Genomic DNA, 23798 nt, shown 5'->3' on the forward strand with positions numbered 1-23798 from the left:
TCACAATCACGGTGCACAGGTCGGTAGGTGGTCGATCCGCCGGGGATGCGCGGCACTACGGCCGATCGTCCCGTCAGGTGACCGGGTCGAGATCGGCCGAGAACAGGTCCGGATTGTAGGTCTCGGTCAGGTGCAGCCGAGGTCGGCCGTCGATACCGACGAGGTAGGTCTTGCCCGCGGCGGCCCGGAACTCGGCGGTGAGGGGCCACGGATGGTGACCGGTGGTCAAGACTTGTCGGTGCTGTTCGATACCGGCGGACAGCAGGGTCCGGCCGAGTGGCGTGTGCTGGTCGTCGCCGAGAGCGGACAGCGGACTTTCGAGTGGCGCGGCGATGATTGCCCGGTTGCACGAGACCGGGCGCTGGTCGGGCGTCATCAGGATCGAGTGCCGCACTAGTACTCGATGCTGCCCCGGCAGCTGCAGGGCCCGACCGACGTCCGGCGGCAATTCGCCTGCGCTCTGCAGGTATTGGTCTTGGACCACGACGGTGACCGAGGTGCGAAGCGCGGCCTCCAGGAGCAGTGTCGTGGTGCCGTTGTTCGCCAGCAGAGCACGGGTGCACGGATCGGCGAAATCCGTGACAGGAATAGCACTCGCCGGCGACAACGGGGCTGGAATCTTCATGACAACGACTCCTCGGAGCAGCAGATCGGTAGAGACTGCCAGGAATGCCGGCATCACGAGGACCGTAGGGAATTCGATCCACCCATTCCCCACCGGGGCACCACTACCGAGCAGCAACAGCGGCCAGCTGCCGACGGCAGCCCGAATCGGCCGATGGCCCAGCGGTTTATCTCCGCTGGGCCATTGTGTCCGCGCGCTCAGTAGCGGGCGCGCGTGTTCGGTGCCGGGGTCAGGGCAGCGAGGTGAGCAGGGCGGCGCCCATGCGTTGTACGTCGGCGCACGAGTCGAAATCGTCGGTTTGGATTTTGGTGGTGCGGACTGCGAGTTCGGTGCTGCCGAAGGGGGCGGGGGTGCCGACGTTGCAGGTTCGTTTGTGGGTGTCCTGGACTGAGCGGTAGAGGACTACCTGGCGGCCGTAATACTCGGTTCGGCGGAGATCCTGGAAGGTTCCTGGTTCGAGTAGGTCGTCGATGGTGCGGTCGGAGGTGCCGATCACCAATTCGAAGGATCGGTCGATGGCTTGCCACTGGCACATTTGCCAGGTGGGATGGTTGGGATGGGTCAGCCGCTTCTTGGTGGACGTGTCCAGTGCGGCGGCGGAGATCTTGGATTCCGGGAGGGAGCAGGGGTCCCAGAGTGCGCCGGCCACAGGCTGTTCGACTTTGGCTGGGCTCTCAGGCGCAGCGGTCGCAGGTGCAGGTGCGGGCGCCTGTGCAGGTGCGGGCGCCTGTGCAGGTGCTGGTACCGGCGCGGGCGCCTGTGCGGGCGCAGGGGCAGGTGCGCCGGCGTCCCCCGGAACCGGCGCGGGCACTGCGGGGGCGCTTGTCACTGAGGCGGTCGCGCCGGGCTTCGGCGAACTATCCGCGGAGTTGGCATCGCACCCGGCGAGCAGCATGGCCGCCCCACAGGCCAGCGCCGCGACACCGCGCGCGGTATTCCTGGTGAACATCTCGAAGTTCCTCACTGCCAAGGGATTTCCCCACCGATTGGCTGTTCTCGCTACTGCATCCGCAGCGCGTGCTTCTGATATCGGTAGAACGACCAGTTTGTTAACGCGAGCTAAGGACACGTAGTCACCTGCCTGCCTGTTCGGTCGCAAGCACAGGCGCGTCGGGCCGTGCACCGCGAGGCGTAAAAGTCCTGCGCAGCAAGGAATTCAGCGGCTCATGGGAGGGCGCGGAGCCGTCCGTAGTCGCGCTCGTAGATTCGAGGTGCTGCCAGCCGGAGCACCGCGTCACGGACAACCGGGGCCATGCCCCTGGTGCTGTCGCGGCGCCGCGCCCGCGCCTGCACCCATCGGGTACGCGGGAGACGCCGCAGCCGATAGCGAGCCAGCATGTGCTCGATTTCGCCGGTGTCACCGAGGGATTCGGCCAGTACCAGTGCGTCCTCCACCGACATCGCCACGCCCTGAGCCATATTGGGCGAACTCGCGTGCGCGGCGTCACCGATGAGGATGATGCGCCGGGTCCGCCAGGTCGAGTCGGTGACCTCCTCGATGGCGGAGAAGTGGGCGTCCGGGACCGCGAGCAAATCTCGAACCTCCCGGTCGAACTGGGAAAAGCGTTCGGCCAGTGGCATTCCCGCCGGTGCGACGGCAGCCGGTTCGGGCATGGACAGATCGGCGTAGCAGTACAGCTGGTCCTCGCCGACCGGAACCGCGAGGAAGGTCGCCCCTCGCCCCAGCCACACAGTCCAGTCATCGATACCCGCGGCATTGCCGGTGACGAACCGCCAGCAGATCTGCCCCGCATAGACGGCTTCGGCGTGCGGATTCACCATGTGCCGCAGCTCGGAGTGCACCCCGTCGGCACCGACCACGACGTCATAGCGGCCACTGGTCCCATCACTGAACGTCACCGCCACGCCGTCATCGGATTCGGTGAGCGTGCGCACGGTGACCCCGGTCCGGACAGGCAGCCGCAGCTTGTCCGCCAGCGCCGACCGCAACCGGTCATAGGTGATGCCCACGGGCTGCCCGACGCCCCGCCACAGGGCGGCCATGTCGATGTCGGCGAGCGTTCGACCCCGGTGGTCCAGCAGGCGCTGCGTGCGGATCGGCACACCGTCGCGCAACGCATCCCCGAGTCCCAGCTCGGCCATCGCCCGAACTGCATTGCCCGGCAAGAAGAGTCCCGCCCCGGCCGGGCTGTGCGTCCGCCGCTCGATGATGTCCACCGACAACCCGCGCCGATCCAGCGCGGCCGCGGCGGCCATCCCGGCGACCCCGGCCCCGACGACGAGAACGTGCAGCGGATTCGGCATGTGGTCTCCTCGTGGTGGGTTGCCCGGCCCACCCGAGCCGGTACGGCACCCACCTTCAGCCCTGTCGGAGCCCATGTGCCAGACCAGAAACTGCTCACTTCACCAGCCGTGCACCTCAGGGCGTGAAGGTCTCCAGGTGATCGACGGTGACGAACTTGCTTGCCGGGCCGGCCTCGGCGACCGCCTTACGCAGCGCCTCGAGCCCACCCCAGTCGCGCGCCGGTTCGGCGAGCGGATAGTCGAAATCGTCCCAGTGCGTGGGCAATACGTAGCGCGGGCCGCCGGTCACCTGGAGTAGCCGCCTGACATAGTCGACGATCTTGCCGCCGCCCGCAGGCAACAGCAGCACGTCCGGGCGCAGACCCGCCAGCTCCGATTCGATGTAGTTGGAACCACCGAGGTTCAGCACGCTCACCTCGCCACCGCTCACCTGGTAGGCCAGCGTGCCGCCCTCGACGAGATCACGAATCACCCTGGGCTCCGGCAGCTTTTCCGCACCGAGACCCGTCCTGGTACCAGCGAACGCCACCGCGGCCCTGGCCCCGGATGCCGAATGCAGCGAGCGCAGCACGCGAATGGTGTACCCGTCGAAACGCAGGTGCTCACCGCCGGTGGCGATGGCGAGCTGATCCTCGGGGGCACCGAGCGCGGCCATCAGATTCAGGTGGGTCTCGGTGCCGAGCACCGTCGCACCGGTCCTCTTCGCCAAGTACGGCACATCGGTGAGATGGTCGTAGTGACCGTGCGTGACCAGGATGTGGTCGGCTCGCAGTTCACCGCTGTCCACGTAGCGGTCGATCAGCGCCGTATCGACGGTGATCGGAGTGTTCGGGTCGGCACCTGCGGCGGTATAGGTTCCGGTATGGAACCTGGTCAGCCAGGGATCGATCAGTACCGTCTTGCCGCCGGGCAACCGGATTTCCCAGCTGTTGTTGCCCCACCAGCGCAGGGTCACCCCACCCGGCGCCGGCGCGCCGGTGACCGAGGTGCCCGCCGCCGGGCTCGCGGATTCCGTTCCGCCACAGGCGACTACACCCGCGAGCACCGAGGCGCCCGCCGTCATACCGAAGAATTCTCGCCGTCCGAAACCTGTCATGCGGGCACAAGAACACAGGATCGTCGCTGCTGTCCAAGACCGACGGGTCTGCTCGGCGATATCGAAAACGATATCGTCGCAGCGTGGACATGCTGCGTCAGCTGCGGTACTTCGTTGCCGTCGCCGAAGAATTACATTTCGGCCGGGCCGCCGAACGCCTCGGCATCGCTCAGCCGCCGTTGAGCCAGCGCATCCGCAAACTGGAGAACGATCTGGGCGCCCGGTTGTTCGACCGGGACAGCCGCCGCGTCGAGCTCACCGAAGCGGGCCAGATCCTGCTCGCCGAGTCCCGCGATCTGCTCGCCCGCTGGGAGCGCACGACCTCGCTGGTCGGCAAGGCGCATCGCGGCGAGATGGACGCGCTGCGCGTCGGCGTGCCGCCAGAACTGGCGGGACGGGTGCTCGCCGCGATCCTCACCGCGTTCGAAAGTCGCGAGGTGCGTGTGGATCTGCAAGAGCTGACCACGGCCGAACAGGTCCGCCTGCTCGCCGACCGACAGCTCGACGCGGGTCTGCTGCAACACCCGGTCGATGTGGTCGGCCTGGAGTTGGGCCCCGCCGTCGATACCCCAGTCGGGGTGGTGCTGCCGCGCGATTCGCCGTTGGCGGTGCGCGCTTCGCTCGCCCTCGCCGATCTGGCCGGACTCGGACTGGTGATCTTCCCGCGCGCGGCCGCGCCCGGTCTCTACGACGCGACACTGCGCACCTGCTGGGAGCACGGCTTCCGGCCCACCAGGGTCCAGCACGCCCGTAATCCCGAATTCGTGCTCGGCATGGTGCTTTCCGGCCGCGGCGTCGCCTTCGACCAGGGCCTGGTGGCGCAGAAGGAACCGAGGGTCGTCTGGCGTCCGCTACCGGCGGGCACGTTGCAATGGCGGCTCTCGCTCGCCTGGCCCACGCACGCGCCACACCCCCTGGTGGCCGAGCTCGCGGAGCTGATCGTGCGAGTTGTCCAGGGCGACGGCGCCTCTCGGCCCGCTGCCGTTCAGGAGGTGGCGCAGCGACCGTGGAACGTGGTGTACGGCAGGCCGTGAACAATGCGGTCGACCGCGTGCGCGGCCGCGGCGCCGATCGCGCGATCCACTGCGGGCAGCCGCTGGGCGAGCGTACCTGCCCTGGTGAAAATCGCTACGGCGTAACGACTTCCGTCCGGATATTCGAGCACACCGATCTCGTTGCGTACCCCGGGTAGCGTGCCGGTCTTCGCCCACACCCCCACCTCGGGCGGGAACGCGGCGGCGAGGCGGTGCCAATTCAACTGCTGGCGCATGAGATCGCGCACCCATCGGCAGGCCTCGGCCGGGCCCGCGCGATCCTCGCCGATGAGGGTCAGCAGCCGGGTCATCTCGCGCGGCGTGCTCGCGGTGGTCCGCTGCGGGTCCAGCGCACGGCTGTTCAGGATCTCCGATGCCGCGAGCGCCGGAAACCGCTCGGCGAACTCGGCCGCGTCCCGCGCGCCGATGTCGTCGGCCATGCTTTGCACGATATGCCGTGGCGCGCCGACGATCCGGGTCCCGGCGAGCCCGAGTTCGCGGACCAGCGAGCGCACATTGTCGATGCCGACCCGCTCGAACAGCAGGTCGGCGGCGGTGTTGTCGCTCAGCGTGATGGCGAAGAAGGCGGCATCACGCAGGCTGAGATCGACGTCGTCGTGGCAACCCGCCGTGCCGACCCCGCCGAGCCGATCCGCCGCCCCCGCGCGCACCCGGTCGGTCGGATCCAGCTGTCCCGCCGCCACCTGCCTGGCGAACTCCAGCACCAGCGGCACCTTCACCACCGACGCGAGCACCACCGGCTCGTCGGCGCCCGAGCCCACCTCCGCGCCGCAGTCGAAACACCGGGCGTGCACCCAGCCCTGCACGCCGACGTTGCGAAAGATCTCCTGCACGACTGCCCAAGCTGCCATATCGGCCGCGACCGAACGCAACCGGTGCGGCGCTACCTCGCCGGGCCGCCGAAAAATAGGATGCGCCGGTCGAATTCGACCGGATACAGTTCGCAACGCGCCCGGTGCGCGGACAACGGTCGATTCGACCGAATCGACGGATTCGGCAGCTCGACCGGTAGCGCTACCTGCCGTCGACTCGAATACGCATCGAGTCGATAGTGTCCGTTTTCGACCGCGAACACCGGCGTGTAGGAACGCGCACGCACCCTATCCGGCTACGTTTCCGACGTGTGCCGGAAATGCGGTGAGGCGCGCAGGAAATCGGACCGAATACCCGCCCATGAAGGAAAGGACGGAATTGCCATGCGCATTTTCACCTTCGCCCGTCCGAACGACGACGCAGCGCGGAATATCGGTGCGACGACGTCCTCGGTGCATGCCGAGCAACACACCCTCTACCGCAACCACGCAGGCCGGCTCGACTACCAGCAGGCCGCGGCCCGCGAGCTGTTGCTGCTGGCGGCCTCGACCGTGGTGCGGATCCGCTAGGGCGTCCGGGCCAGCACTTCCCGGCCCACATAACCGAGCAGTCGACGATGCCCGGGCTCCCCGTCCGCGACGGGGATCTCGGCATCGAAGACGCCGGGCCCGCGGAACTGGTCGATCCCACCTCGGTTCCGCATGGTGGCGAGAAGTTCGCCGCACAACTCGTCGTCGGCCAGATCGGGCCTGCCGATGGCCACCGCGAGATCGACTCCGTGCACCACCAGCTCGGTGAGGTGCACCAGGGCCGCCGCCGACGCGGGCAGCGCCCCCAGCGAACTGTGCACGGTGTTGTCCAGCGCGTCGGGGCGATGCCAGGCCGCGCGGTCCACCTCCGCCGCCGCCGCGTAGGCGCCCTGCGGATCGCCGCCGAGCCAATCGGATTCGTGATCGGCGCCGGAATCCGTGCCGCTCAACGCGGCCGCGAAGACGTGCATGCCGCCGACCGTGTGGTTCAGCACGGTGCGCACATCCCACTCCCGGCAGGGCGTCGGCGCGGCCAAGGTGCTGTCGTCCAAGGCGGCGACGATCACGCTCGTCGCGTCGAGAGCACGGTCGATCTGTCCGATCACGTTGTCCATGAGCTTCCTTCGGTCGAGCGGTCTGGCTGAATTGGTAACACAGGCGGGCGACATACGGAGGCCGTTGCGAAAGCTGCTCGCGGCGAAATAGGTTGCCAGCAGTGTGCTTCTCGGTGGCCAGGGGATTAAGCGGATGCGCGATCCGAATACATCTCGGATACAGTCTGCAATGCGGCGAGAGCGCATGCAACGCTCGTCCCACAACGTTTGAAAACTGTTGTGCAGACACCCTTGCGACCGTAGAGCGCGCTATGTAGTGGGCGTCCAGATGACAATCACTTCCGATTTCCGCCCCGGTCGTACAGATTTCGGTAACCAGTTCAGGTGCGGTTCAAACCTGTTACTCCCGGTTGAAACAACTTGTCACGCATTGCCGGTTCGCGCCGCGCGTCCAGCCGCCTCCAGGCATGCGCGGCCTACCATGTCGTGACCATGCGCATCGACCTCTGCACCCTCGTCGTCGCGGACTACGACCCGGCGATCACCTTCTTCACCGAAGCACTCGGCTTCGACCTGATCGAGGACACCCCGTCCCGGACCAACGACGGGCGACCGAAGCGCTGGGTCGTCGTCCGCCCGCCCGCCGCCCACACGGGGCTGCTGCTCGCCCGCGCGGACGGCACCGCGCAGGCCGAGGTGGTCGGTAACCAGACAGCGGGCCGAGTCGGATTCTTTCTCCAGGTAGCCGATTTCGACGCGGCCTATCGCCGTATGACCGCACACGGCGTCGAATTCGTCACCGCGCCACGGCAAGAGCCGTACGGCAAGGTGGCGGTATTCCGCGATATCGCGGGCAATCGGTGGGACCTGCTCGGCCCCAACTGATCCGAGGCCGCGCCGTCAGTCGACGTTCTGACACTCCACGGCGATCTGATGATATCCACCACCGTCCTTCTGATACGCGACGACGCACACCCTGCCGCGCCCGATGCCGTTGACGATCCAGCTCGGATCCGCCTCGGTCGGCGACGACGCGAGATCGCGGTCGATGCCCGGCCCCGCGAAGCTGAGAAATCCGACGAACCCCTGCCCGATCGCCGAAACCTGGTAGCCGTCGGCGCCGCCGACCACGCACAGACCGACTGGCGATCCGGCCGGCTGGCCTGCGGCGCACGCCTGCGCCGTGGTCATCGGTGCCATACCCAGCGCACCGATCAATGCTTCGACGAGATCGGCGGTCTTGCCGGTGTGGTCGGCATTTATATTCCCCCGCTTGATATTTCGAGCACAGCTCGCGCTGCGCCACGCGACCGGACAGGTGGCTTCATCCTACGGTTCCGCAACGGCTGTGACTGCGGTCACAGCATCGGCGTTTCGTCCGTAGCATGTTGGGTTCGGACCAGGCATTCGCGCTGCCCGCACGTGGGTAAACTCACGTTCGTGCAGCGCAATGCAGGTGTGCTACCAGGAAGGTCGAGCGTGCGATCGTTGAGGGCCCACCGCAGCGCCGGTGTCGTTGTCTCCCGCAGGTCAGCAGGCGACCCGCGCATCGCCCATGGGCGGCCCCGAATGTCGCGCGGCACCGCGCGGTGCTGCTTATGACCGACGAATCCGGTGCGTACCGCAGCGCGAACTCCGACGACCACACGGATCTGATTGCCGCGCTCGGTGTTCCACTCGACGACGAACTCCTGACATTGGCGTTGACGCACCGTTCGTACGCCTACGAGAACGGTGGCGTGCCGACCAACGAACGACTGGAGTTCCTCGGCGACTCGGTCCTGGGGCTCAGCGTCACCGAATACCTCTATCTGCGGCATCCGCAACGCACCGAAGGCGACCTGGCCAAGATCCGGTCCCGGGTGGTCAACATGCACGCGTGTGCCGAGGTCGCCCGCGGCCTCGGCCCCGGCGGCCTCGGCCCGCACTTGCTCCTCGGCCGCGGTGAGGAACTCACCGGCGGTCGCGACAAGACCAGCATCCTGGCCGACGGCATGGAATCGCTGCTCGGCGCGGTGCACCTGCAGCACGGCATCGGCGTGGCCCGCACCGTGGTGCTGCGGCTGTTCGATGATCTGCTCCAGCGCGCCGCCAAGATGGGCGCGGGCCTCGACTGGAAAACCAGCCTGCAGGAACACACCGCCGAGCACAGCCTCGGCGTCCCCAGCTACGAGATCACCTCCACCGGGCCCGACCACGACAAGGAGTTCACCGCGACGGCAGTGGTCGGCGGCGTGGCCTACGGCAAAGGGGTGGGGCGCTCGAAGAAGGAAGCGGAACAGAACGCCGCCGCTGCCGCCTACGCCGCGCTGGCGCCGGACGGCGACGAGTAAGAACTGCGCGTCGCGCTCGCGCGAGTCAGGTCTTGTCGGTCCGACCGTCCGGCTCGGACTCGTCGGGCCGGGTGGTGATGCCGCGCTCGGTCCCCTCGTCGGCCTCCTGGTCCGGCTCCGGGTGGTCCGGCTCGAAGGTCGCGGGCAGCTTCTTCAGGTGCTTGTTCATCGAACGAACGAGCAGCACCGTGCCCGCGAGCAGGATCAGAATGATGAAGAACCCGAGCGGGGAGGCCTTGCCGAACTCCGGCCCGGTCGGGGTGCCGGGGCTCTGGGCGAGCAGAACCAGCATCACCGCTGCTCGTCTTCGATGCCGGCGAACAGATCGGTCTCCGGCAGCGCCGTCTTGACCCTGGTCTTGGCCAGCTCGAACTCCTCGGTCGGCCAGAGCCGCTGCTGCAGCTCGAGCGGGATGGCGAAGAACGCGCCGTTCGGGTCGATCTGGGTGGCGTGCGCGCGCAAGGCGTCGTCGCGCTGCGGGAAGTACTTGGCGCAGTCGATCTGGGTGGTGACCCTGGAGAACACGTCGCCGCGCTCGGGGACGTACTTGCGCATCCGGTCCAGCCACTCCTGCAGCGGGAACGGCTCACCCATCCGCTCGTACTCCTCGGCGAAGACTTCCATCCGCCGGGCGGTGAACCCGTGGTCGTAGTACAGCTTCAGCGGCGTCCACGGCTCGCCCGCGTCGGGGAACCGCGCCGGGTCGCCTGCCGCGTCGAACGCGGCGACCGACACCTCGTGGCAGCGGATGTGGTCCGGGTGCGGGTAGCCGCCCAGCTCGTCGTAGGTGGTCATCACGTGCGGCTTGAACTCGCGCACCACCCGGACGAGCGCCTCGGTGGACTCCTCCAGCGGCACCGTCGCGAAACTGCCCTCCGGCAGCGGCGGCAGCGGATCACCCTCCGGCAGACCGGAATCGACGAATCCGAGCCAGTGCTGGCGCACGCCGAGCGCGCGCGCCGCGGCGGCCATCTCCTCGCGGCGGATCTCGTCGATCCGGTCGAGGACACCGGGGGTGTCCATCGCGGGGTTCAGGATGCTGCCACGTTCGCCACCGGTCAGCGTCACGATGAGGACGTCGTGTCCTTCGTCGGCGTACCGGGCGGTCGTCGCGGCACCCTTGCTGGATTCGTCGTCGGGGTGGGCATGCACCGCCATGAGGCGAAGGCCACTCACGTCTCGTTCACCATCGCTCTCGCTCGCGGGTGTCTGGTCTTCGTTCCCTATAGTTCCATTCGACCGACTTTTGTTCCGACGTACCCCCCGGGAGCGACCTTGTGAGCCAGCGCGATGGAACCTCGCCCGGCGCGGACGCGCCCGATGAATCCGCGGCCGCTGCTGACGTCACGGTCCCGGCGACACACCACAGGCCGACCGACCGGTACGGCACCAAACCTCCGGTCGACCGCCGCTGGCTGCCGGTGGCGCTCAGCTTGGCCGTGGTTTTGCTCGGCTGCGCCATCGCCTACATCGGCTACCAGAAGTACGGCCCCAAGGACATCGAGTCCGAACAATTGGGCTACGTGGTGGTCGACGACTCGACGATGACGATCCGGATCAAGGTCACCCGCAAAGATCCCGCACAGCCCGTGGTGTGCTTCGTTCGGGCCATGGCCCGCGACAGTGTCGAGGTCGGCCGTCGAGAGGTCCTGATCGCCCCGTCTACCAGCGGCACGATCGAGCAGACCACCACGGTCAAAGCGTCCTCGCGACCGGCGTCGAGCAGTATCTACGGTTGCAGTGCCGAGGTGCCCAGCTATCTTCGAGCAGGGTGATTTGCCGCTTTTGCCGCAGCGGTTGTCCTCGAAATTAACTCCGACCTGCACGTTTGTGATTCATGCTAAAATGGCCTGATACACGGTTCCGGGGTTCGGAGCCGTGTTTGCTGCATTGGCGGCCAGCGCTATCTGTTCCGGGTTACGAACTTTGTCCGGAACCGGGTCTGTCGGGGTTCGATGAACTTCCCAGGATCGCTCTAGCCGTCGACTGGTGCGTGCCCGCCCCACGGGTGGGTACTGCGGCAGTTATCAGGGAATCCCGGCCCGCCGGGAACAACTACTAGGGAGTGATCGAGATGACTGAGACGCAAGTGACTTGGCTGACCCCGGAGTCGCACGACAGGCTCAAGGGCGAACTCGATGCGCTCATCGCCAATCGTCCCGTTATCGCTGCCGAGATCAACGAACGCCGTGAAGAGGGCGACCTCAAGGAGAACGGCGGATACCACGCCGCGCGCGAGGAGCAGGGTCAGCAGGAGGCGCGTATTCGCCAGCTGCAGGAGCTGCTGAACAACGCCAAGGTCGGCGTCGCGCCCACCAAGTCCGGCGTCGCACTCCCCGGCTCGGTCGTCAAGGTCTACTACGACGGCGACGAGTCCGACACCGAGACCTTCCTCATCGCCACCCGCGAGGAGGGCCTGAACGACTCCAAGCTGGAGACCTACTCGCCGGCGTCCCCGCTCGGCGGTGCGCTGATCGACGCCAAGGTCGGTGATACGCGCGAGTACACCCTGCCCAACGGCAAGACCATGAAGGTCACCCTGGTCAGCGCGGAGCCGTACCACAGCTGACGCGTTCGGCCGTCGCGCTGCGCCCCTTTCCGGACGCAGCGGCGCGTAGCTCGGCAGCGCGCGCCACGGCCGAGTTCTTCCCCTGAGACACGAACGGCCGCACCCGGATTCCAGGTGCGGCCGTTTCGTCATGTCCGTGGGTTCCTAGCCGCCGAGCGCCTGCTCGATATCGGCCAGCAGGTCGGCGGCGTCCTCGATGCCGACCGAGAGCCGCACCAGATCCGCGGGCACCTCCAGCACGGAGCCTTCGGTGGACGCGTGCGTCATCGCGGCCGGGTGCTCGATCAGTGATTCCACCCCGCCGAGCGACTCGGCCAGCGTGAATACCTTGGTGCGCGAGCAGAAGTCGCGGGCCGCGGCCGGGCCGCCGTGCAGCCGCACCGAGATCATGCCGCCGAACCGGCGCATCTGCTTGGCGGCGACCGCGTGGCCCGGGTGCTCCGGCAGGCCGGGGTAGATCACCTGGGAGATCGCCGGGTGCCGGGACAGGAACTCGGCGAGGGTCTCCGCGTTGTCGCAGTGCCGGTCCATCCGCACTGCCAGGGTCTTGGTGCCGCGCAGGGTGAGGAAGGCGTCGAACGGGCCGGGCACCGCGCCCGCGCCGTTCTGCAGGAACGCGAACGCCGCGTCGAGTTCGGGGTCGTTGGTGATCAACGCGCCGCCGACCACATCGGAGTGACCGCCGAGGTACTTGGTGGTCGAGTGGGTAACGATGTCGGCGCCGAGCAGCAGCGGCTGCTGCAGGTACGGCGTGGCGAAGGTGTTGTCCACCACCAGCTTCGCGCCCGCGCCGTGCGCGATATCGGCCAGCGCCGGGATGTCACCGATGCTCAGCAGCGGGTTGGTCGGGGTCTCGACCCACACCAGCTTGGTGTTCGGCCGGATCGCCGCACGCATCTCGTCCACGTCGAAGACGTGTGCGGGCGAGTGCTCGATGCCCCACTGGCTGAACACCTTGTCGATCAGCCGGAAGGTGCCGCCGTAGGCGTCGTCCGGGATGACGATGTGGTCACCGGGGCGCAGCGTGGCGCGGATGGCACAATCCGTAGCGGCCATGCCGGAGGCGAATGCCCTGCCGTAGGTACCGGATTCGAGCGCGGCGAGGTTGGCTTCCAGCGCGGACCTGGTCGGGTTGCCGGTGCGGGCGTACTCGAAACCGCCACGCAGGCCGCCGACGCCGTCCTGGGCGAACGTCGAACTCGCGTAGATGGGCACGTTCACCGCGCCGGTCTGCGGGTCGGGATCGAATCCTGCGTGCACGGCCCGTGTGGAGAACCCCAGCTCACTCATAGTGGCCAGCCTAATCAGGGGCGATTTCTGGGCAACCCCCTGGTGCTCCACAGTTGACGCGTGTCCGGTATTCGTCCGACGATTCCGATCTAGTTCCGCAGCTGAGCCCGTTGCACCGAAAATTTTCCGAGAAGCACCTGCGGTGACCCTGATCTCACCGGCGCCCTCCCCATTTAGGCTTAGCGCATGGTGACTGTGGAAGAACTGTTCGCGATCGACTCCCTGCTGTCCGACGAGGAGCGCGAGATCCGCGATGCCGTCGCGACCTTCGCGAATCAACGCCTGCGACCACATATCGCGGATTGGTTCGAGGAAGGCACCTTCCCGGCCCGCGAGATCGCGCCGCAGCTGGGCGAGGTCGGGCTGCTCGGCATGCATCTGGAGGGGTACGGCTGCGCCGGCATGTCGGCCACCATGTACGGACTGGCCTGCCAGGAACTGGAGGCCGTCGACTCCGGCGTGCGCAGCATGGTGTCGGTGCAGGGCTCGCTGGCGATGACCGCGATCCACAAGTACGGCTCGGAGGAGCAGAAGCAGCAGTGGCTGCCGGAGATGGCGGCGGGGCGCGCGCTCGGCTGCTTCGGGCTCACCGAACCCGATTTCGGGTCCAACCCGGGCGGCATGCGGACCAGGGCCAAGCGCGACGGTACCGACTGGGTGCTCAACGGCTCGAAGATGTGGATCACCAACGGCTCGGTGGCCGATATCGCGGTGGTGTGGGCGCAGACCGAGGACGAGGGCAAGCAGGTGATCCGCGGCTTCCTGGTGCCCGCCGGGACGCCGGGATTCAGTGCGCGCGAGATGCACCGCAAGCTGTCGCTGCGCGCCTCGGTGACCGCCGAACTGGACTTCGACGATGTCCGGCTGCCCGCCGATGCGGTGCTGCCCGAGTCACGCGGGCTCGCGTCGCCGCTGGCCTGCCTGAGTGAGGCGCGGTTCGGAATCATCTTCGGCGCGCTCGGCGCGGCCCGCGACTGCCTGGCCGCGACCATTGATTACGCGCGCACCCGCGAGGTGTTCGACAAGCCGCTGGCCGCGTATCAGCTGACCCAGGCGAAGCTGGCGAACATGGCCCTGGAATTCGGCAAGGGTCAGCTGCTCGCCGTGCACCTCGGCCGGTTGAAGGATCGCGGCGTGGTGACACCCGAGCAGGTGAGCGCCGGGAAGCTGAACAGCACCAGGGAGGCCATCGCGATCGCTCGCGAGTGCCGCACCATTCTGGGCGCGAACGGCATCACGCTGGACTATCCGGTGCTGCGCCACGCGAACAACCTGGAGTCGGTGCTCACCTATGAGGGCACTGCGGAGGTGCACCAACTGGTGCTCGGGCGCGCGCTCACCGACTCCAACGCCTTCAGGTGACGCCATCCGTGGACTGAACGCACACTCGGCACCGTACGTTCGGCCGCACCCAATTCGTACCGGTCGGTCGCGTTTATGAACGGCTTCGGCGAACCGGTTCTGCCCCAATAATTTTCGTGCGGGCAATTTGCTGGAACGCACTTTTCCGGCAAAACCGACTGGGTGAAGCGTCACAGTTCTATAAAGACTCGCCGGTTGCTAGCATAGGAACATGTTTCTGCTGGGCCCCGCGTTGCTCGAAGTGTCGGCGCGCAAGATTTTGAACCGCCTGCACAAGACGCACGGGGTACCGGCGCTTGCCGCGGCCGCGGAGCTGCCCGCGCTGTCGGCGGCACTGGATCAGCACGCCGCCGCGGTGCGCGACATCCTCACCCTCGGCGTCGAGGAATCCGCGCGTGTTCCGGTGAGCGTGCTGCTCGCCGGCTACGCACGCGGACTGCTCGATCACGTACGCGAGGTCGCGGCCGATCGCGGCGCGCCGATGACCGGCACGGCACCGGGCGACCTCGGCAGCTGGGCGAACGCCGACTGGGTGCAGTTGCGCCTGGCGAGCGTGTGCCTGCACCCGTCCCTGCAACCCGCCTGACGGGCAAGAGAACAAACGCGTCCGCCGCAGGCCGAGAGCCCACGGCGGACGCGTTCGTCATTCGAACCGAGCGGGGCGCCTAGCGCCGGTCGCCCGGATCGCGGTACCCCATGTACTCACCGGACTGCTCGTACGAGCCGCCGCCGCCCTGCATCGCACCCTGATCCCACTGCTGTTGCTGCGCGTGCTGACCACGGGCTGCCTGCTGATCCATCCACAGCTGCTCCCGCGAGGCATCCTCGCGACCGCGCGAGTAGGCCTCGGCGTGCCCCTTGACCGCGGGCATCTCCTCTTCCAGCCCGCTCAGCCAGTTCTCCCAGCGCTGCTGCATCGGGCGAACCATGCCGCCGCCGACGCCGACCACCAGGATGCCGCCGATGGTGGCCAGCACGGTGATCAGGATCGGCATGGTGACCGACATGGCCACCCCGATCTGGTTCAGCGCGGCGACGATGCCGACGCCCCAGATGAACACCGCGGCGATCCGGCCGATCATCGCGCCGTAGGACAGCCCGCCGAGCATGTTGCCGACCAGGTCACGCACCGCGGAGGCGATGGCGCCCGCGATAACCACGATGATGATCGCGACCGCGGCCTTCGGCAGCCAGGAGACGATGCCGTCGAGCAGATCGCTCACCGGATTCGGACCGAAGACGCCGAAGCCGAGCTGCAGCGCGATCAGCAGGATCGCGTAGTAGGCCAGCTTCGCCAGCAGATCGGAGGCGTCGTAGCGGCTGCGCGACATCATCTGCTTGAGCCCGCCACGCTCGACCAGGCGGTCGAAGCCGAGCCGGTCGAGCACCTTGTCCACGATCGTCGACACGACCTTCGCGACGATCCAGCCGATGAGCAAGATGACGATGAATCCGGCCAGCTTGGGGACGAACGTGGCCACCGAACTCCACGCGTCCGAGAACCCCTTCTGGAAATCGATAGCCAAACTGGAGGTGTACATGCCCATCCCTTCGCTATCCGATTACGCCATGGCGTTTGCCGAGGCTGCTTCAATGCCGGTTATACCCCTGCCACATAACTCGAACCATTCGTTTGCAGATAATTTGCCGCATTGAGTCATTCGGCGCGACTACTCGCCGCTGCGGCGCGCGAACCCGTACGGTCCTTAGTCGACCGCCGCGAACTGGTCGGTCTTCCTCACAATGCGGCCCGACGCGATGCGGAGAAGATTGTTACGACCTGTCATCGCTGTGCCATCTCGATGTCACCGACACGCCGAGATGGGTGGCGCACGCTTATCCCCGGATCCGGCATCAGGGCAATGCCTCCCGCCTGACGTCACCCGGAGGAACACAATGAACACACAGACCGCCGACCCCGTCGACCGAGGGCCGGTCGATCACGCCGCGATGCGCCACCGCCCGCTGGGAGCCCGCGATGTTCGTGCGTGATCACGCCCTCCCCGGCCGCGGCACCGCTCGATCACTGCCGGATCAGCGCGAGCTGGTCGCCGCATTCGCCAGTAGCCAAGGCGATCCGAATACCGACCACCCCTTGATCGGCTGGGCCCGCACGTTGGCCACACTGCACCGGCAGCGCCACGGCAATCCACTCGCGGCCGCGGGAATCGACTGCCGCCGAGCCGAATTGGTCGCCGCCATCGATAAGTGGGTGGCCACTCAGGTGCCCCGTCGCGGGTGCACCGAGCACCTGCGCACCGGCTCTCTCGGTGCCACCGTCGATCGCATGGCCGCGGCACACGCGCACGCCAGCCACCTGCTGCACACCGCCGAAAAGGTGTCCGATGATCGGGTCCACGCGGCGTGGTATCGCCTGGCCGCACTGGCCGACGAATGGACCGATCTCATCGTCGGCGCGGTACGGAAGGCGTAGTGGCGCACGGGAACCCGGCCTGGATGGACAGTTATCGCCGCACCGCGCCGAAAACCGCGGTACGGCGCGTGAAAGTGTCCGCGCAGGCCGGGTCAGACCGCTAACTCGGGTTCCGGCATCCCCAACTGCCGCGCCGAGAACCACCGCATCGCCTTCGCCAGCAGCGGCAGCATCAACACCATGAGCAGCAATCGCATGCTCTGCACACAGGTGATCAACGGCAGGTTGGCGTCCATCGACTCGGCGGTGGCCAGCACGGCGTTGATGCCGCCCGGTGTGGTGGCCAGGTAGATGTCGGACAGTTGGAGGTCGACGAAGGTGGCGACGGTGACGGCGAGGCCGGCGACGATGGCCGACAGCGCGACGATGGTGACCGTCATGCCGGGGATCATCCGGGCCATCTCGCGCACGACCGGCTTGGTGAAGCGGGTGCCCACCTCGAAACCGATGAGCACGAACAGCAGATCCTTGAACAGATTCGTCGGCGCGTACCCGTGGCTGACGCCCAGCGCGGTGAGCACCGCCGTCATCAGCATCGGCCCGATCAGCGCGGGACTCGGCAGACTGAGCCGCTTGCCCATTTTGGTGCCGAGCACGCACAGCATCACCGCGATGGACAACCCGGCGACCTGATCGCCGCGCCCGACGATCATCCAGTACGGCAGATCGGGATTGGTGACCGCGGCGCCGAGCGTCGCGTGCTCGCTGACCAAACCCTCGCCGCTGTTGTTCAGCAGCGCGCCGAGGGCGGGCGCGCTCACCGCGACCAGCGCGACCCGCAGGTACTGCATGAACGCCACCTGCCGCGGATCGGCGTCCATGTCGTCGGCCACCGCGACCACGGCCGCGGAGCCACCGGCCAGCAGTCCGAGCGTCGCGGTCGGCAATTCCACGTGGGCGAACCGGGCGAACACCACCGCGACCAGCAGGCTGATCAGCAGCGTCGCCACCGTGACGGCCAGCACCGGCACCAGCGCCATCCCGATGCTCGACAGCAGCGAGATCTCCAGGTAGCTGCCCATCAGCACCCCCAGCATGGACTGCACACCGCACGAGAGCTGCCGAGGCATCGGGGCCGGCAACTTCCCGGCCAACGCCAGCGCCCCGCCGACGACGATCGCTAGAATCATTTGCGGCGCCGGAAAATGCACGCGATCGAGTAACGTCGCCCCGGCAAGCACCGAGGCCAGCAGAGCTACCCATCCGATCACTTGCCTGCGCGTCATACCTAGTAATCCTCGCGGTGCCCAGTGAACAGACCGTTACATCTCCGTTATCAGGGTTAACAGCCGGTGTGATCCTGAACGCACAACGCCAATTCCCTGCTCAGAGCGGACATTCGCGCGTCTGCATTCCTTATTCGTACTACCCATGAGATGACGGATAAACACTCGAGCGAACTCGAAGCTCACCGCCGTCCGAGCGCGCAGGCCCGGGACGGCCGAGCTGCCACGTGTACTATTCGCCCGAACCACCCCCACCGCGGGAGCTCGGGCACGGCCGGGCTGAGAGGGCGGACCCCAGCGCTTCGCCGACCGCATGAACCTGTCCGGGTAATGCCGGCGTAGGAAGAGCGTTTCGGGCATGTCTGCATCGACCCTGCACAACTCCGAACGGCACGAGGCCCCCTTCACCCTCGATGAGCCCGCCCCGAAGGTGCTGTCCTTCTGGGACCAGAGCGCATTCTGGGCAAATCTGGGTGTCAGCCTCATCGCCTTCTCCGGCGCGTACACCGTGCTGGCACCGAATTCCGATGGCGTACCGCAGATCTCCATCGCCGCGGGCATCCTGGCGATGATCGTCGGTACCGTCGTCGGCGGGCTGATGCTCGGCCTGGCCGCGGTGCCGGGCGCCAAGACCGGCAAGCCCGCGATGGTGCTGCTGCGCGGTCTGTTCGGCGCGAAACTCAGTTATCTGCCCACCGTGTTGAACATCGCCCAGCTGATCGGCTGGGGCACTTTCGAATTGATCGTCATCGGCGACGCCGCCGACGAACTGTTCGGCGGCGGCCCGCACTGGCTCTACGTGGTGGCGGCGGGCGTGCTGACCACGGCGCTGACCATCTGGCCGCTCGGCTCGGTGCGGCTGCTGCGCCGGTTCGTCACGATCGGCGTGGTGATCGCGCTGGTCTGGTTCTATATCCAGTTCTTCCGCACCGGATTGCCTGACCTGTCGGCCAATCCGGGCCCGCACGGCAGCGGCCCGTTCGGCGCCGACTGGAACCTCTTCTGGATCGCTACCGACGCCGCGCTCGCGGTGTCCATCTCCTGGATGCCGGTCGCGGCCGACTACACCCGGCACTCGCGCAGCACCGGCACGGCGTTCGGCGCGGCCAGCGGGGCCTACGCGATCACCCAGATCGTCGCCTACACGCTCGGGCTGTTCGCGCTGGCCCGGGCCACCGGCGACGGTCAGTACTCGCCGTTCCTCCAGGTGAGTCTCGGTGGGCTGTTCTTCTTCGTGTTCGTCTTGCGCGAAGCCGATCAGTCCTTCGCCAACGTGTACTCCACGGCGCTCTCGATCCAGAATCTCGCGCCGCGCATCGACCGGCGGATCCTGTCGGTCGGTCTGGGCGCGTTGATCACGCTGCTCGCGCTGCAGCTGAACATGGCGAACTACTTCGCCTTCCTCGGCCTGATCGGCTCGGTGTTCGTGCCGCTGCTCGGGGTGCTGGTCGCCGACTTCTTCCTGCGCGCGAAGGGCGAGTGGAACACCGCCGACGATGCCCCGCCGCGCTGGGGAATGATCGCAGCTTGGCTGGCCGGGCTCTCGGTCTATCAACTCATCAACCCGGGCGATGCCGGTGTGTGGACCGACTTCTGGGTGGATGTGCAGGAGCAGCTGCACTTCACCAAGCAGGCGTGGATGAGTGCGTCGCTGCTGTCGTTCCTGGCCGCGGTGCTGGTGGCGTGGGCCGTCGGCCGGATTGCGACGCTGCGGAAAGAGCGGGCCGTGGTCGGCAAATCCGGCTAGCCGATGGCCTCGGCTGCCACGATGGAGTCATGGGTGAGATCCGGATCGGCACCTCGGGCTGGGTGTATCCGCCGTGGCGTGGCGTCTTCTATCCGAAAGGCGTCACGCAGAAGCGCGAGCTCGCCTACCTGTCCGAGCAGCTGAACAGCGTTGAGATCAACGGCTCCTTCTATGCGCTGCAGCGTCCGTCGAGTTACCAGAACTGGTCGAGTCAGACGCCGGACGACTTCGTGTTCGCGGTGAAGGGCAGCAGATTCATCACGCACATGAAGCGCCTGCGCGACGGTGACGAACTGCTGGCGAATTTCCTCGCCTCCGGGCTGCTGGCCCTCGGCCCGAAACTCGGCCCCATCCTCTGGCAGCTGCCGCCGAACTTCCCGTTCGATCCGGAGCTGCTCGGCACCTTCTTCACCCACCTCCCGCGCAGCACCACGCACGCCGCCGAGATCGCGAAGCAGCACGACCATCGGGTGGATCCGGCGTTCACGACCACCGACGCCGACCGGCCGCTGCGGCACGCGCTGGAGATCCGTCACCCCAGCTTCGTCACCCCGGAGTTCACCGAGCTGCTGACCAAGCACCAGATCGCGCTCGTAATCGCCGATGCCGCAGGCAAATACCCGCTGATGGAGGAGGTCACCGCCGCTTTCGTCTACATCCGGCTGCACGGTCACGACGAGCTCTACGTCAGCGGGTATACCGACGAGGGCCTGGATATGTGGGCCGAAAAGATCCGCGACTGGTCCGCCGACCACGACGTCTTCTGCTACTTCGACAACGACGCCAAGGTCATGGCACCCCGCGACGCACTAGCCTTGCGCGCCCGCCTCGAATAGTCGAGGCCCGCAACGGGCCCCGACCAACGTTCCACGACAACAGATCTCGCGAGTACATGGGTAACTCACCGGGTACGGGCTGACTGACAAACCGCATCACCGCCGGTCGCCAACGCTGCTCGGCCGGACGCCTAGGTCTGGCCTGAATACGCGGAGAGGCGGATCAGCGGATCAGTGGCCGAGGGTTCCGATGCTGAGGAAGCCCAACAGGTCGTGGCGGGTGATGACGCCGACGGGCTTGCCCTCTTCGACAACCATCAGCGCGTCGGTATCCGACAACGCCTTGGTCGCCGCCGAGATCGGCTCGCCCGCGCCGATCAGCGGGAACGACGGGCTCATGTGCTTGCCGACCGAATCCGTCAGGTGCGCACGGCCTTCGAACACCGCGGAGAGCAGATCGCGCTCGGACACGCTGCCCGCGACCTCGCCCGCCATCACCGGCGGCTCGGCACCGACCACGGGCATCTGCGACACCCCGTACTCGCGCAGGATCTCGATGGCGTCGCGCAGGGTCTCCGACGGGTGGGTGTGCACCAGGTCGGGCAGTTCGCCGGACTTGCCGCGCAGCACGTCGCCGACCAGCGGTTCGACCGTGCTGCCGTCGAGGCGCTCGCGCAGGAAGCCGTAGGAGCTCATCCACTGGTCGTTGAAGATCTTCGACAGGTAGCCGCGGCCGCCGTCGGGCAGCAGCACCACCACGACCGCGTCCGGGTCACGCTTGGCGACCTCGATGGCCGCGACCACGGCCATGCCGCACGAGCCGCCGACCAGCAGGCCTTCCTCGCGGGCGAGGCGCCGGGTCATGTCGAACGAGTCCGCGTCCGAGACCGCGATGATCTCGTCCGGGATCGCCGGGTCGTAGGCGGAGGGCCAGAAGTCTTCGCCGACGCCCTCGACCAGGTACGGCCGTCCGGTGCCGCCGGAGTACACCGAGCCCTCCGGGTCGGCGCCGATGATCTTGACCTGGCCGCCGGACACCTCCTTGAGGTAGCGGCCGACGCCGGTGATGGTGCCGCCGGTGCCGACGCCCGCGACGAAGTGGGTGACCTTGCCTTCGGTGTCGCGCCAGATCTCCGGACCGGTGGTCTCGTAGTGGCTGTCCGGGCCGCCCGGGTTGGAGTACTGGTCCGGCTTCCAGGCTCCGTCGATCTCGCCGACCAGGCGGTTGGAGACGCTGTAGTAGCTGGCCGGGTCCTCCGGCGCGACGGCGGTCGGGCACACGACGACGTCGGCGCCGTAGGCGCGCAGCACGTTGCGCTTGTCCTCGCTCACCTTGTCCGGGCAGACGAAGACACAGTGGTAGCCGCGCTGCTGGGCGACCAGCGCGAGGCCGACGCCGGTGTTACCGGAGGTGGGTTCGACGATGGTGCCACCGGGCTTCAGCGCCCCGGACTGCTCGGCCGCGTCGATCATCTTGACCGCGATCCGATCTTTGGAGCTACCACCCGGATTCAGGTATTCGATCTTGGCCGCCACCAGTCCGGCGTTCGGGCCTACAACAGAGTTCAACCGGACCAGCGGCGTATTGCCGATGAGGTCCACTACATGGTCGGCGATGCGCATGCGACCCATAGTTCCAGATGGTCCCGGTGTGAGTTCGCGCACGCCACGCGCAAGCCCCTCCGCCGCGACAAACCGGGATTCCGGCAAACGCCCATTTAGGATCCGAACCATGAAGCAGCCGAACATCGCCAAGGCCGGCGTTGTGCTGGCCGGAGCGGCATTCGCCGCGCTGGCCGGACCGGGCGCGCAGGCGAACGCAGTGACCATCGAGTTCCCGCAGGTGCCCACGCTCGCCTACGGCGGCTGGTGTGGCACCACCATCCGGACCTGGGCCGATGTCGGCCCGGCGTGGCCGGGCCGGGCAATCCTCAATATGCGCGCGCTGCCCGTTGCCGGCATCGGGCCTGGCGACTATCCGCTGGCCCCGCTGTGCGAGGTCCGCACCACCGTGGCCTGGCACAACACCAGCACCGGCGCGGTCGGCGGCTACGACGAGACGATCGTGGCCGGTCTCTACGGCAGCATGCAGTACTCACTGCTCCAGGACACCGGCCCGGGTTTGGTCGAAGTAACCGTCACCACCGATCACGCGAACATTCCCGCCCGCGGCTCGTTCCAGGTTCCCGCTCCGGCTGCCCCAACTGCGTGAAGTCGGTACATTTTCTGTTGTGAGTGCACCACGCATCGGCTGGCGGACGGCCGCGGTGACCGGTGCCGCAACAGTCTTGGCCGGTTCCGGCGCGGGCACCGCATGGTGGGCGGCCTCTCGACTATTGATGGCGCAGGCAGGCGCGGCGCGTGGCGTGATCGGCCGCGACACCTCGAAACCTCCGGAAGCCGATGGGATCTACACGGCGGGCTGCCTGACGCCGGAACGCTGGCGCACCGGCAAGCACGCGGACCTGCACCTGATGATCTTCGGTGACTCCACCGCGGCCGGTGTCGGCTGCGTGGTGGCCGACGAGGTGCCCGGCGTCCGCCTGGCCCGTGGCCTGGCCATGGCTACCGGGCAGCGAATTCGATTGAGCACCAAGGCGATCTCCGGCGCCACCTCCAAGGGCCTGTCCGGTCAGGTGGACGCCATGTTCGTGGCCGGTCCGCCGCCGGACGCCGCGGTGATCCTCATCGGCGCCAACGACATCACCAAGAAGCACTCGGTTCGCGCCTCCGCACGCAGGCTGGCCGCCGCGGTCTCCCGACTGCGCCGGGCCGACAGCGTGGTCGTGGTCGGCACCTGCCCGAATCTCGGCACGGTGACCGCGATTCCGCAGCCGCTGCGCACGGTGGTGCACAACTGGAGCGTCCGGCTGGCCAAGGCGCAGACGGTGGCCACCGCCGTCGCGGGCGGCCGTCCGGTGCCGATGGGTTATCTGCTCGCTCCGGAGTTCCGCGCCCAGCCCGAACTCCTTTTCGCCGCCGACGGATTCCACCCCTCGGCCGCCGGTTACGAGCTGGCCGCGGCCCAGCTACTTCCGGTGCTGCTCGAGGCGTTGGGCGAGGCGACCCCGGCTGCCAGTCCCCTGGGGCGCGACGTAGATTCGATAGGAACCCGCGAGTAAC

At 67.4% G+C, this 23798-nt stretch carries 26 protein-coding genes and 1 riboswitch; of the genes, 13 read left to right on the plus strand and 13 right to left on the minus strand.

All coding sequences use genetic code 11. From position 1 onward, the window contains the following. Window positions 1–73: 73 nt before the first annotated feature. From DMB37_RS14980 to DMB37_RS14995, 4 genes are all read right to left on the minus strand, one after another. The gene (locus DMB37_RS14980; protein WP_135233234.1) at window positions 74–625 is read right to left on the minus strand and encodes a hypothetical protein; all 552 of its coding nucleotides are present in this window, start codon (window positions 623–625) and stop codon (window positions 74–76) included. A gap of 229 nt (window positions 626–854) precedes the next feature. Continuing rightward, the gene (locus DMB37_RS14985) at window positions 855–1574 is read right to left on the minus strand and encodes a DUF3558 family protein (RefSeq protein WP_135233235.1); all 720 of its coding nucleotides are present in this window, start codon (window positions 1572–1574) and stop codon (window positions 855–857) included. A gap of 215 nt (window positions 1575–1789) precedes the next feature. Beyond that, window positions 1790–2890: an FAD-dependent monooxygenase gene (locus DMB37_RS14990; RefSeq protein WP_167768845.1), complete on the minus strand. Its 1101-nt coding sequence runs from the start codon at window positions 2888–2890 to the stop codon at window positions 1790–1792. 115 nt (window positions 2891–3005) lie between these two features. Next, window positions 3006–3986, minus strand: coding sequence for an MBL fold metallo-hydrolase (locus DMB37_RS14995; RefSeq protein ID WP_240772395.1), 981 nt, complete (start codon window positions 3984–3986; stop codon window positions 3006–3008). Window positions 3987–4075: 89 nt separating this feature from the next. Between DMB37_RS14995 and DMB37_RS15000 the strand changes: the two genes are divergently transcribed. Then, window positions 4076–5020, plus strand: a complete 945-nt coding sequence (locus DMB37_RS15000) for a LysR family transcriptional regulator (RefSeq protein ID WP_240772534.1) — start codon at window positions 4076–4078, stop codon at window positions 5018–5020. Here DMB37_RS15000 and DMB37_RS15005 read toward each other — a convergent pair. Beyond that, window positions 4972–5892, minus strand: a complete 921-nt coding sequence (locus DMB37_RS15005; RefSeq protein WP_135233238.1) for a serine hydrolase — start codon at window positions 5890–5892, stop codon at window positions 4972–4974. The genes DMB37_RS15000 and DMB37_RS15005 overlap by 49 nt on opposite strands. A 345-nt stretch (window positions 5893–6237) precedes the next feature. Here DMB37_RS15005 and DMB37_RS15010 point away from each other — a divergent pair, with 345 nt between their 5' ends. Next, window positions 6238–6423 (plus strand): hypothetical protein, encoded by a 186-nt coding sequence (locus tag DMB37_RS15010; RefSeq protein WP_135233239.1) that lies wholly within the window; start codon window positions 6238–6240, stop codon window positions 6421–6423. Here DMB37_RS15010 and DMB37_RS15015 read toward each other — a convergent pair. Next, window positions 6420–6998, minus strand: coding sequence for a TIGR03086 family metal-binding protein (locus tag DMB37_RS15015; RefSeq protein ID WP_135233240.1), 579 nt, complete (start codon window positions 6996–6998; stop codon window positions 6420–6422). The genes DMB37_RS15010 and DMB37_RS15015 overlap by 4 nt on opposite strands. Window positions 6999–7430: 432 nt before the next feature. Between DMB37_RS15015 and DMB37_RS15020 the strand changes: the two genes are divergently transcribed. Then, window positions 7431–7823, plus strand: coding sequence for a VOC family protein (locus DMB37_RS15020; RefSeq protein ID WP_135237590.1), 393 nt, complete (start codon window positions 7431–7433; stop codon window positions 7821–7823). A gap of 15 nt (window positions 7824–7838) precedes the next feature. Here the strand turns inward: DMB37_RS15020 and DMB37_RS15025 are convergent, their stop codons facing one another. Then, a complete protein-coding gene (locus DMB37_RS15025) occupies window positions 7839–8138 on the minus strand; it encodes a hypothetical protein (protein WP_135233241.1) in 300 nt (99 codons plus the stop codon). A gap of 398 nt (window positions 8139–8536) precedes the next feature. On the opposite strand from DMB37_RS15025, the gene rnc reads away from it, so the two are divergent. Next, window positions 8537–9271, plus strand: coding sequence for a ribonuclease III (gene rnc / locus DMB37_RS15030; RefSeq protein ID WP_135233242.1), 735 nt, complete (start codon window positions 8537–8539; stop codon window positions 9269–9271). 25 nt (window positions 9272–9296) lie between these two features. On the opposite strand, the gene DMB37_RS15035 is transcribed toward rnc, so the two are convergent. Both DMB37_RS15035 and mca read right to left on the minus strand, forming a co-directional pair. Next, window positions 9297–9563 carry a hypothetical protein gene (locus DMB37_RS15035; protein ID WP_135233243.1) on the minus strand — a complete coding sequence of 89 codons (267 nt, stop codon included), beginning with the start codon at window positions 9561–9563 and terminating at the stop codon, window positions 9297–9299. Beyond that, window positions 9563–10429 carry a mycothiol conjugate amidase Mca gene (gene mca, locus DMB37_RS15040; protein WP_107659210.1) on the minus strand — a complete coding sequence of 289 codons (867 nt, stop codon included), beginning with the start codon at window positions 10427–10429 and terminating at the stop codon, window positions 9563–9565. The genes DMB37_RS15035 and mca overlap by 1 nt, the downstream gene beginning before the upstream one ends. 119 nt (window positions 10430–10548) lie before the next feature. Here mca and DMB37_RS15045 point away from each other — a divergent pair, with 119 nt between their 5' ends. Continuing rightward, window positions 10549–11046: a DUF4307 domain-containing protein gene (locus tag DMB37_RS15045; RefSeq protein ID WP_135233244.1), complete on the plus strand. Its 498-nt coding sequence runs from the start codon at window positions 10549–10551 to the stop codon at window positions 11044–11046. A gap of 299 nt (window positions 11047–11345) precedes the next feature. Beyond that, window positions 11346–11840: a transcription elongation factor GreA gene (greA, locus tag DMB37_RS15050; protein ID WP_040738717.1), complete on the plus strand. Its 495-nt coding sequence runs from the start codon at window positions 11346–11348 to the stop codon at window positions 11838–11840. Window positions 11841–11984: 144 nt separating this feature from the next. On the opposite strand, the gene DMB37_RS15055 is transcribed toward greA, so the two are convergent. Next, a complete protein-coding gene (locus DMB37_RS15055) occupies window positions 11985–13130 on the minus strand; it encodes a cystathionine gamma-synthase (protein ID WP_135233245.1) in 1146 nt (381 codons plus the stop codon). Window positions 13131–13316: 186 nt separating this feature from the next. Between DMB37_RS15055 and DMB37_RS15060 the strand changes: the two genes are divergently transcribed. Next, complete coding sequence (locus DMB37_RS15060; RefSeq protein ID WP_135233246.1) at window positions 13317–14492, plus strand: acyl-CoA dehydrogenase family protein; 1176 nt, start codon at window positions 13317–13319, stop codon at window positions 14490–14492. A 211-nt stretch (window positions 14493–14703) separates the two neighbouring features. Next, the gene (locus DMB37_RS15065; protein WP_135233247.1) at window positions 14704–15078 is read left to right on the plus strand and encodes a DUF6401 family natural product biosynthesis protein; all 375 of its coding nucleotides are present in this window, start codon (window positions 14704–14706) and stop codon (window positions 15076–15078) included. 79 nt (window positions 15079–15157) lie between these two features. Here DMB37_RS15065 and DMB37_RS15070 read toward each other — a convergent pair whose 3' ends face one another. Next, window positions 15158–16033, minus strand: coding sequence for a hypothetical protein (locus DMB37_RS15070; protein WP_135233248.1), 876 nt, complete (start codon window positions 16031–16033; stop codon window positions 15158–15160). A gap of 437 nt (window positions 16034–16470) precedes the next feature. Between DMB37_RS15070 and DMB37_RS15075 the strand changes: the two genes are divergently transcribed. After that, window positions 16471–16926, plus strand: a complete 456-nt coding sequence (locus DMB37_RS15075; protein ID WP_135233249.1) for a DUF4254 domain-containing protein — start codon at window positions 16471–16473, stop codon at window positions 16924–16926. Window positions 16927–17018: 92 nt separating this feature from the next. Here DMB37_RS15075 and DMB37_RS15080 read toward each other — a convergent pair whose 3' ends face one another. After that, entirely contained in the window at window positions 17019–18152 is a 1134-nt protein-coding gene (locus DMB37_RS15080; protein ID WP_135233250.1) for an AbrB family transcriptional regulator, read from the minus strand. Window positions 18153–18398: 246 nt separating this feature from the next. Beyond that, a riboswitch (TPP riboswitch) is annotated at window positions 18399–18514 on the plus strand. On the opposite strand from DMB37_RS15080, the gene DMB37_RS15085 reads away from it, so the two are divergent. Both DMB37_RS15085 and DMB37_RS15090 read left to right on the plus strand, forming a co-directional pair. Next, a complete protein-coding gene (locus DMB37_RS15085; protein WP_135233251.1) occupies window positions 18511–19899 on the plus strand; it encodes a cytosine permease in 1389 nt (462 codons plus the stop codon). Its footprint overlaps the riboswitch before it by 4 nt. A gap of 29 nt (window positions 19900–19928) precedes the next feature. Further along, window positions 19929–20735 carry a DUF72 domain-containing protein gene (locus DMB37_RS15090; RefSeq protein ID WP_135233252.1) on the plus strand — a complete coding sequence of 269 codons (807 nt, stop codon included), beginning with the start codon at window positions 19929–19931 and terminating at the stop codon, window positions 20733–20735. 171 nt (window positions 20736–20906) lie between these two features. On the opposite strand, the gene DMB37_RS15095 is transcribed toward DMB37_RS15090, so the two are convergent. Then, the gene (locus DMB37_RS15095) at window positions 20907–22298 is read right to left on the minus strand and encodes a cystathionine beta-synthase (RefSeq protein ID WP_135233253.1); all 1392 of its coding nucleotides are present in this window, start codon (window positions 22296–22298) and stop codon (window positions 20907–20909) included. A gap of 109 nt (window positions 22299–22407) precedes the next feature. Between DMB37_RS15095 and DMB37_RS15100 the strand changes: the two genes are divergently transcribed. Together DMB37_RS15100 and DMB37_RS15105 are read left to right on the plus strand one after the other, a co-directional pair. Next, complete coding sequence (locus DMB37_RS15100) at window positions 22408–22887, plus strand: hypothetical protein (RefSeq protein ID WP_135233254.1); 480 nt, start codon at window positions 22408–22410, stop codon at window positions 22885–22887. Window positions 22888–22906: 19 nt separating this feature from the next. After that, window positions 22907–23797, plus strand: a complete 891-nt coding sequence (locus tag DMB37_RS15105) for an SGNH/GDSL hydrolase family protein (protein ID WP_135233255.1) — start codon at window positions 22907–22909, stop codon at window positions 23795–23797. Window position 23798: the final 1 nt, after the last annotated feature.

This window comes from Nocardia sp. CS682, assembly GCF_004634405.1.
GTDB lineage: Bacteria > Actinomycetota > Actinomycetes > Mycobacteriales > Mycobacteriaceae > Nocardia > Nocardia ninae.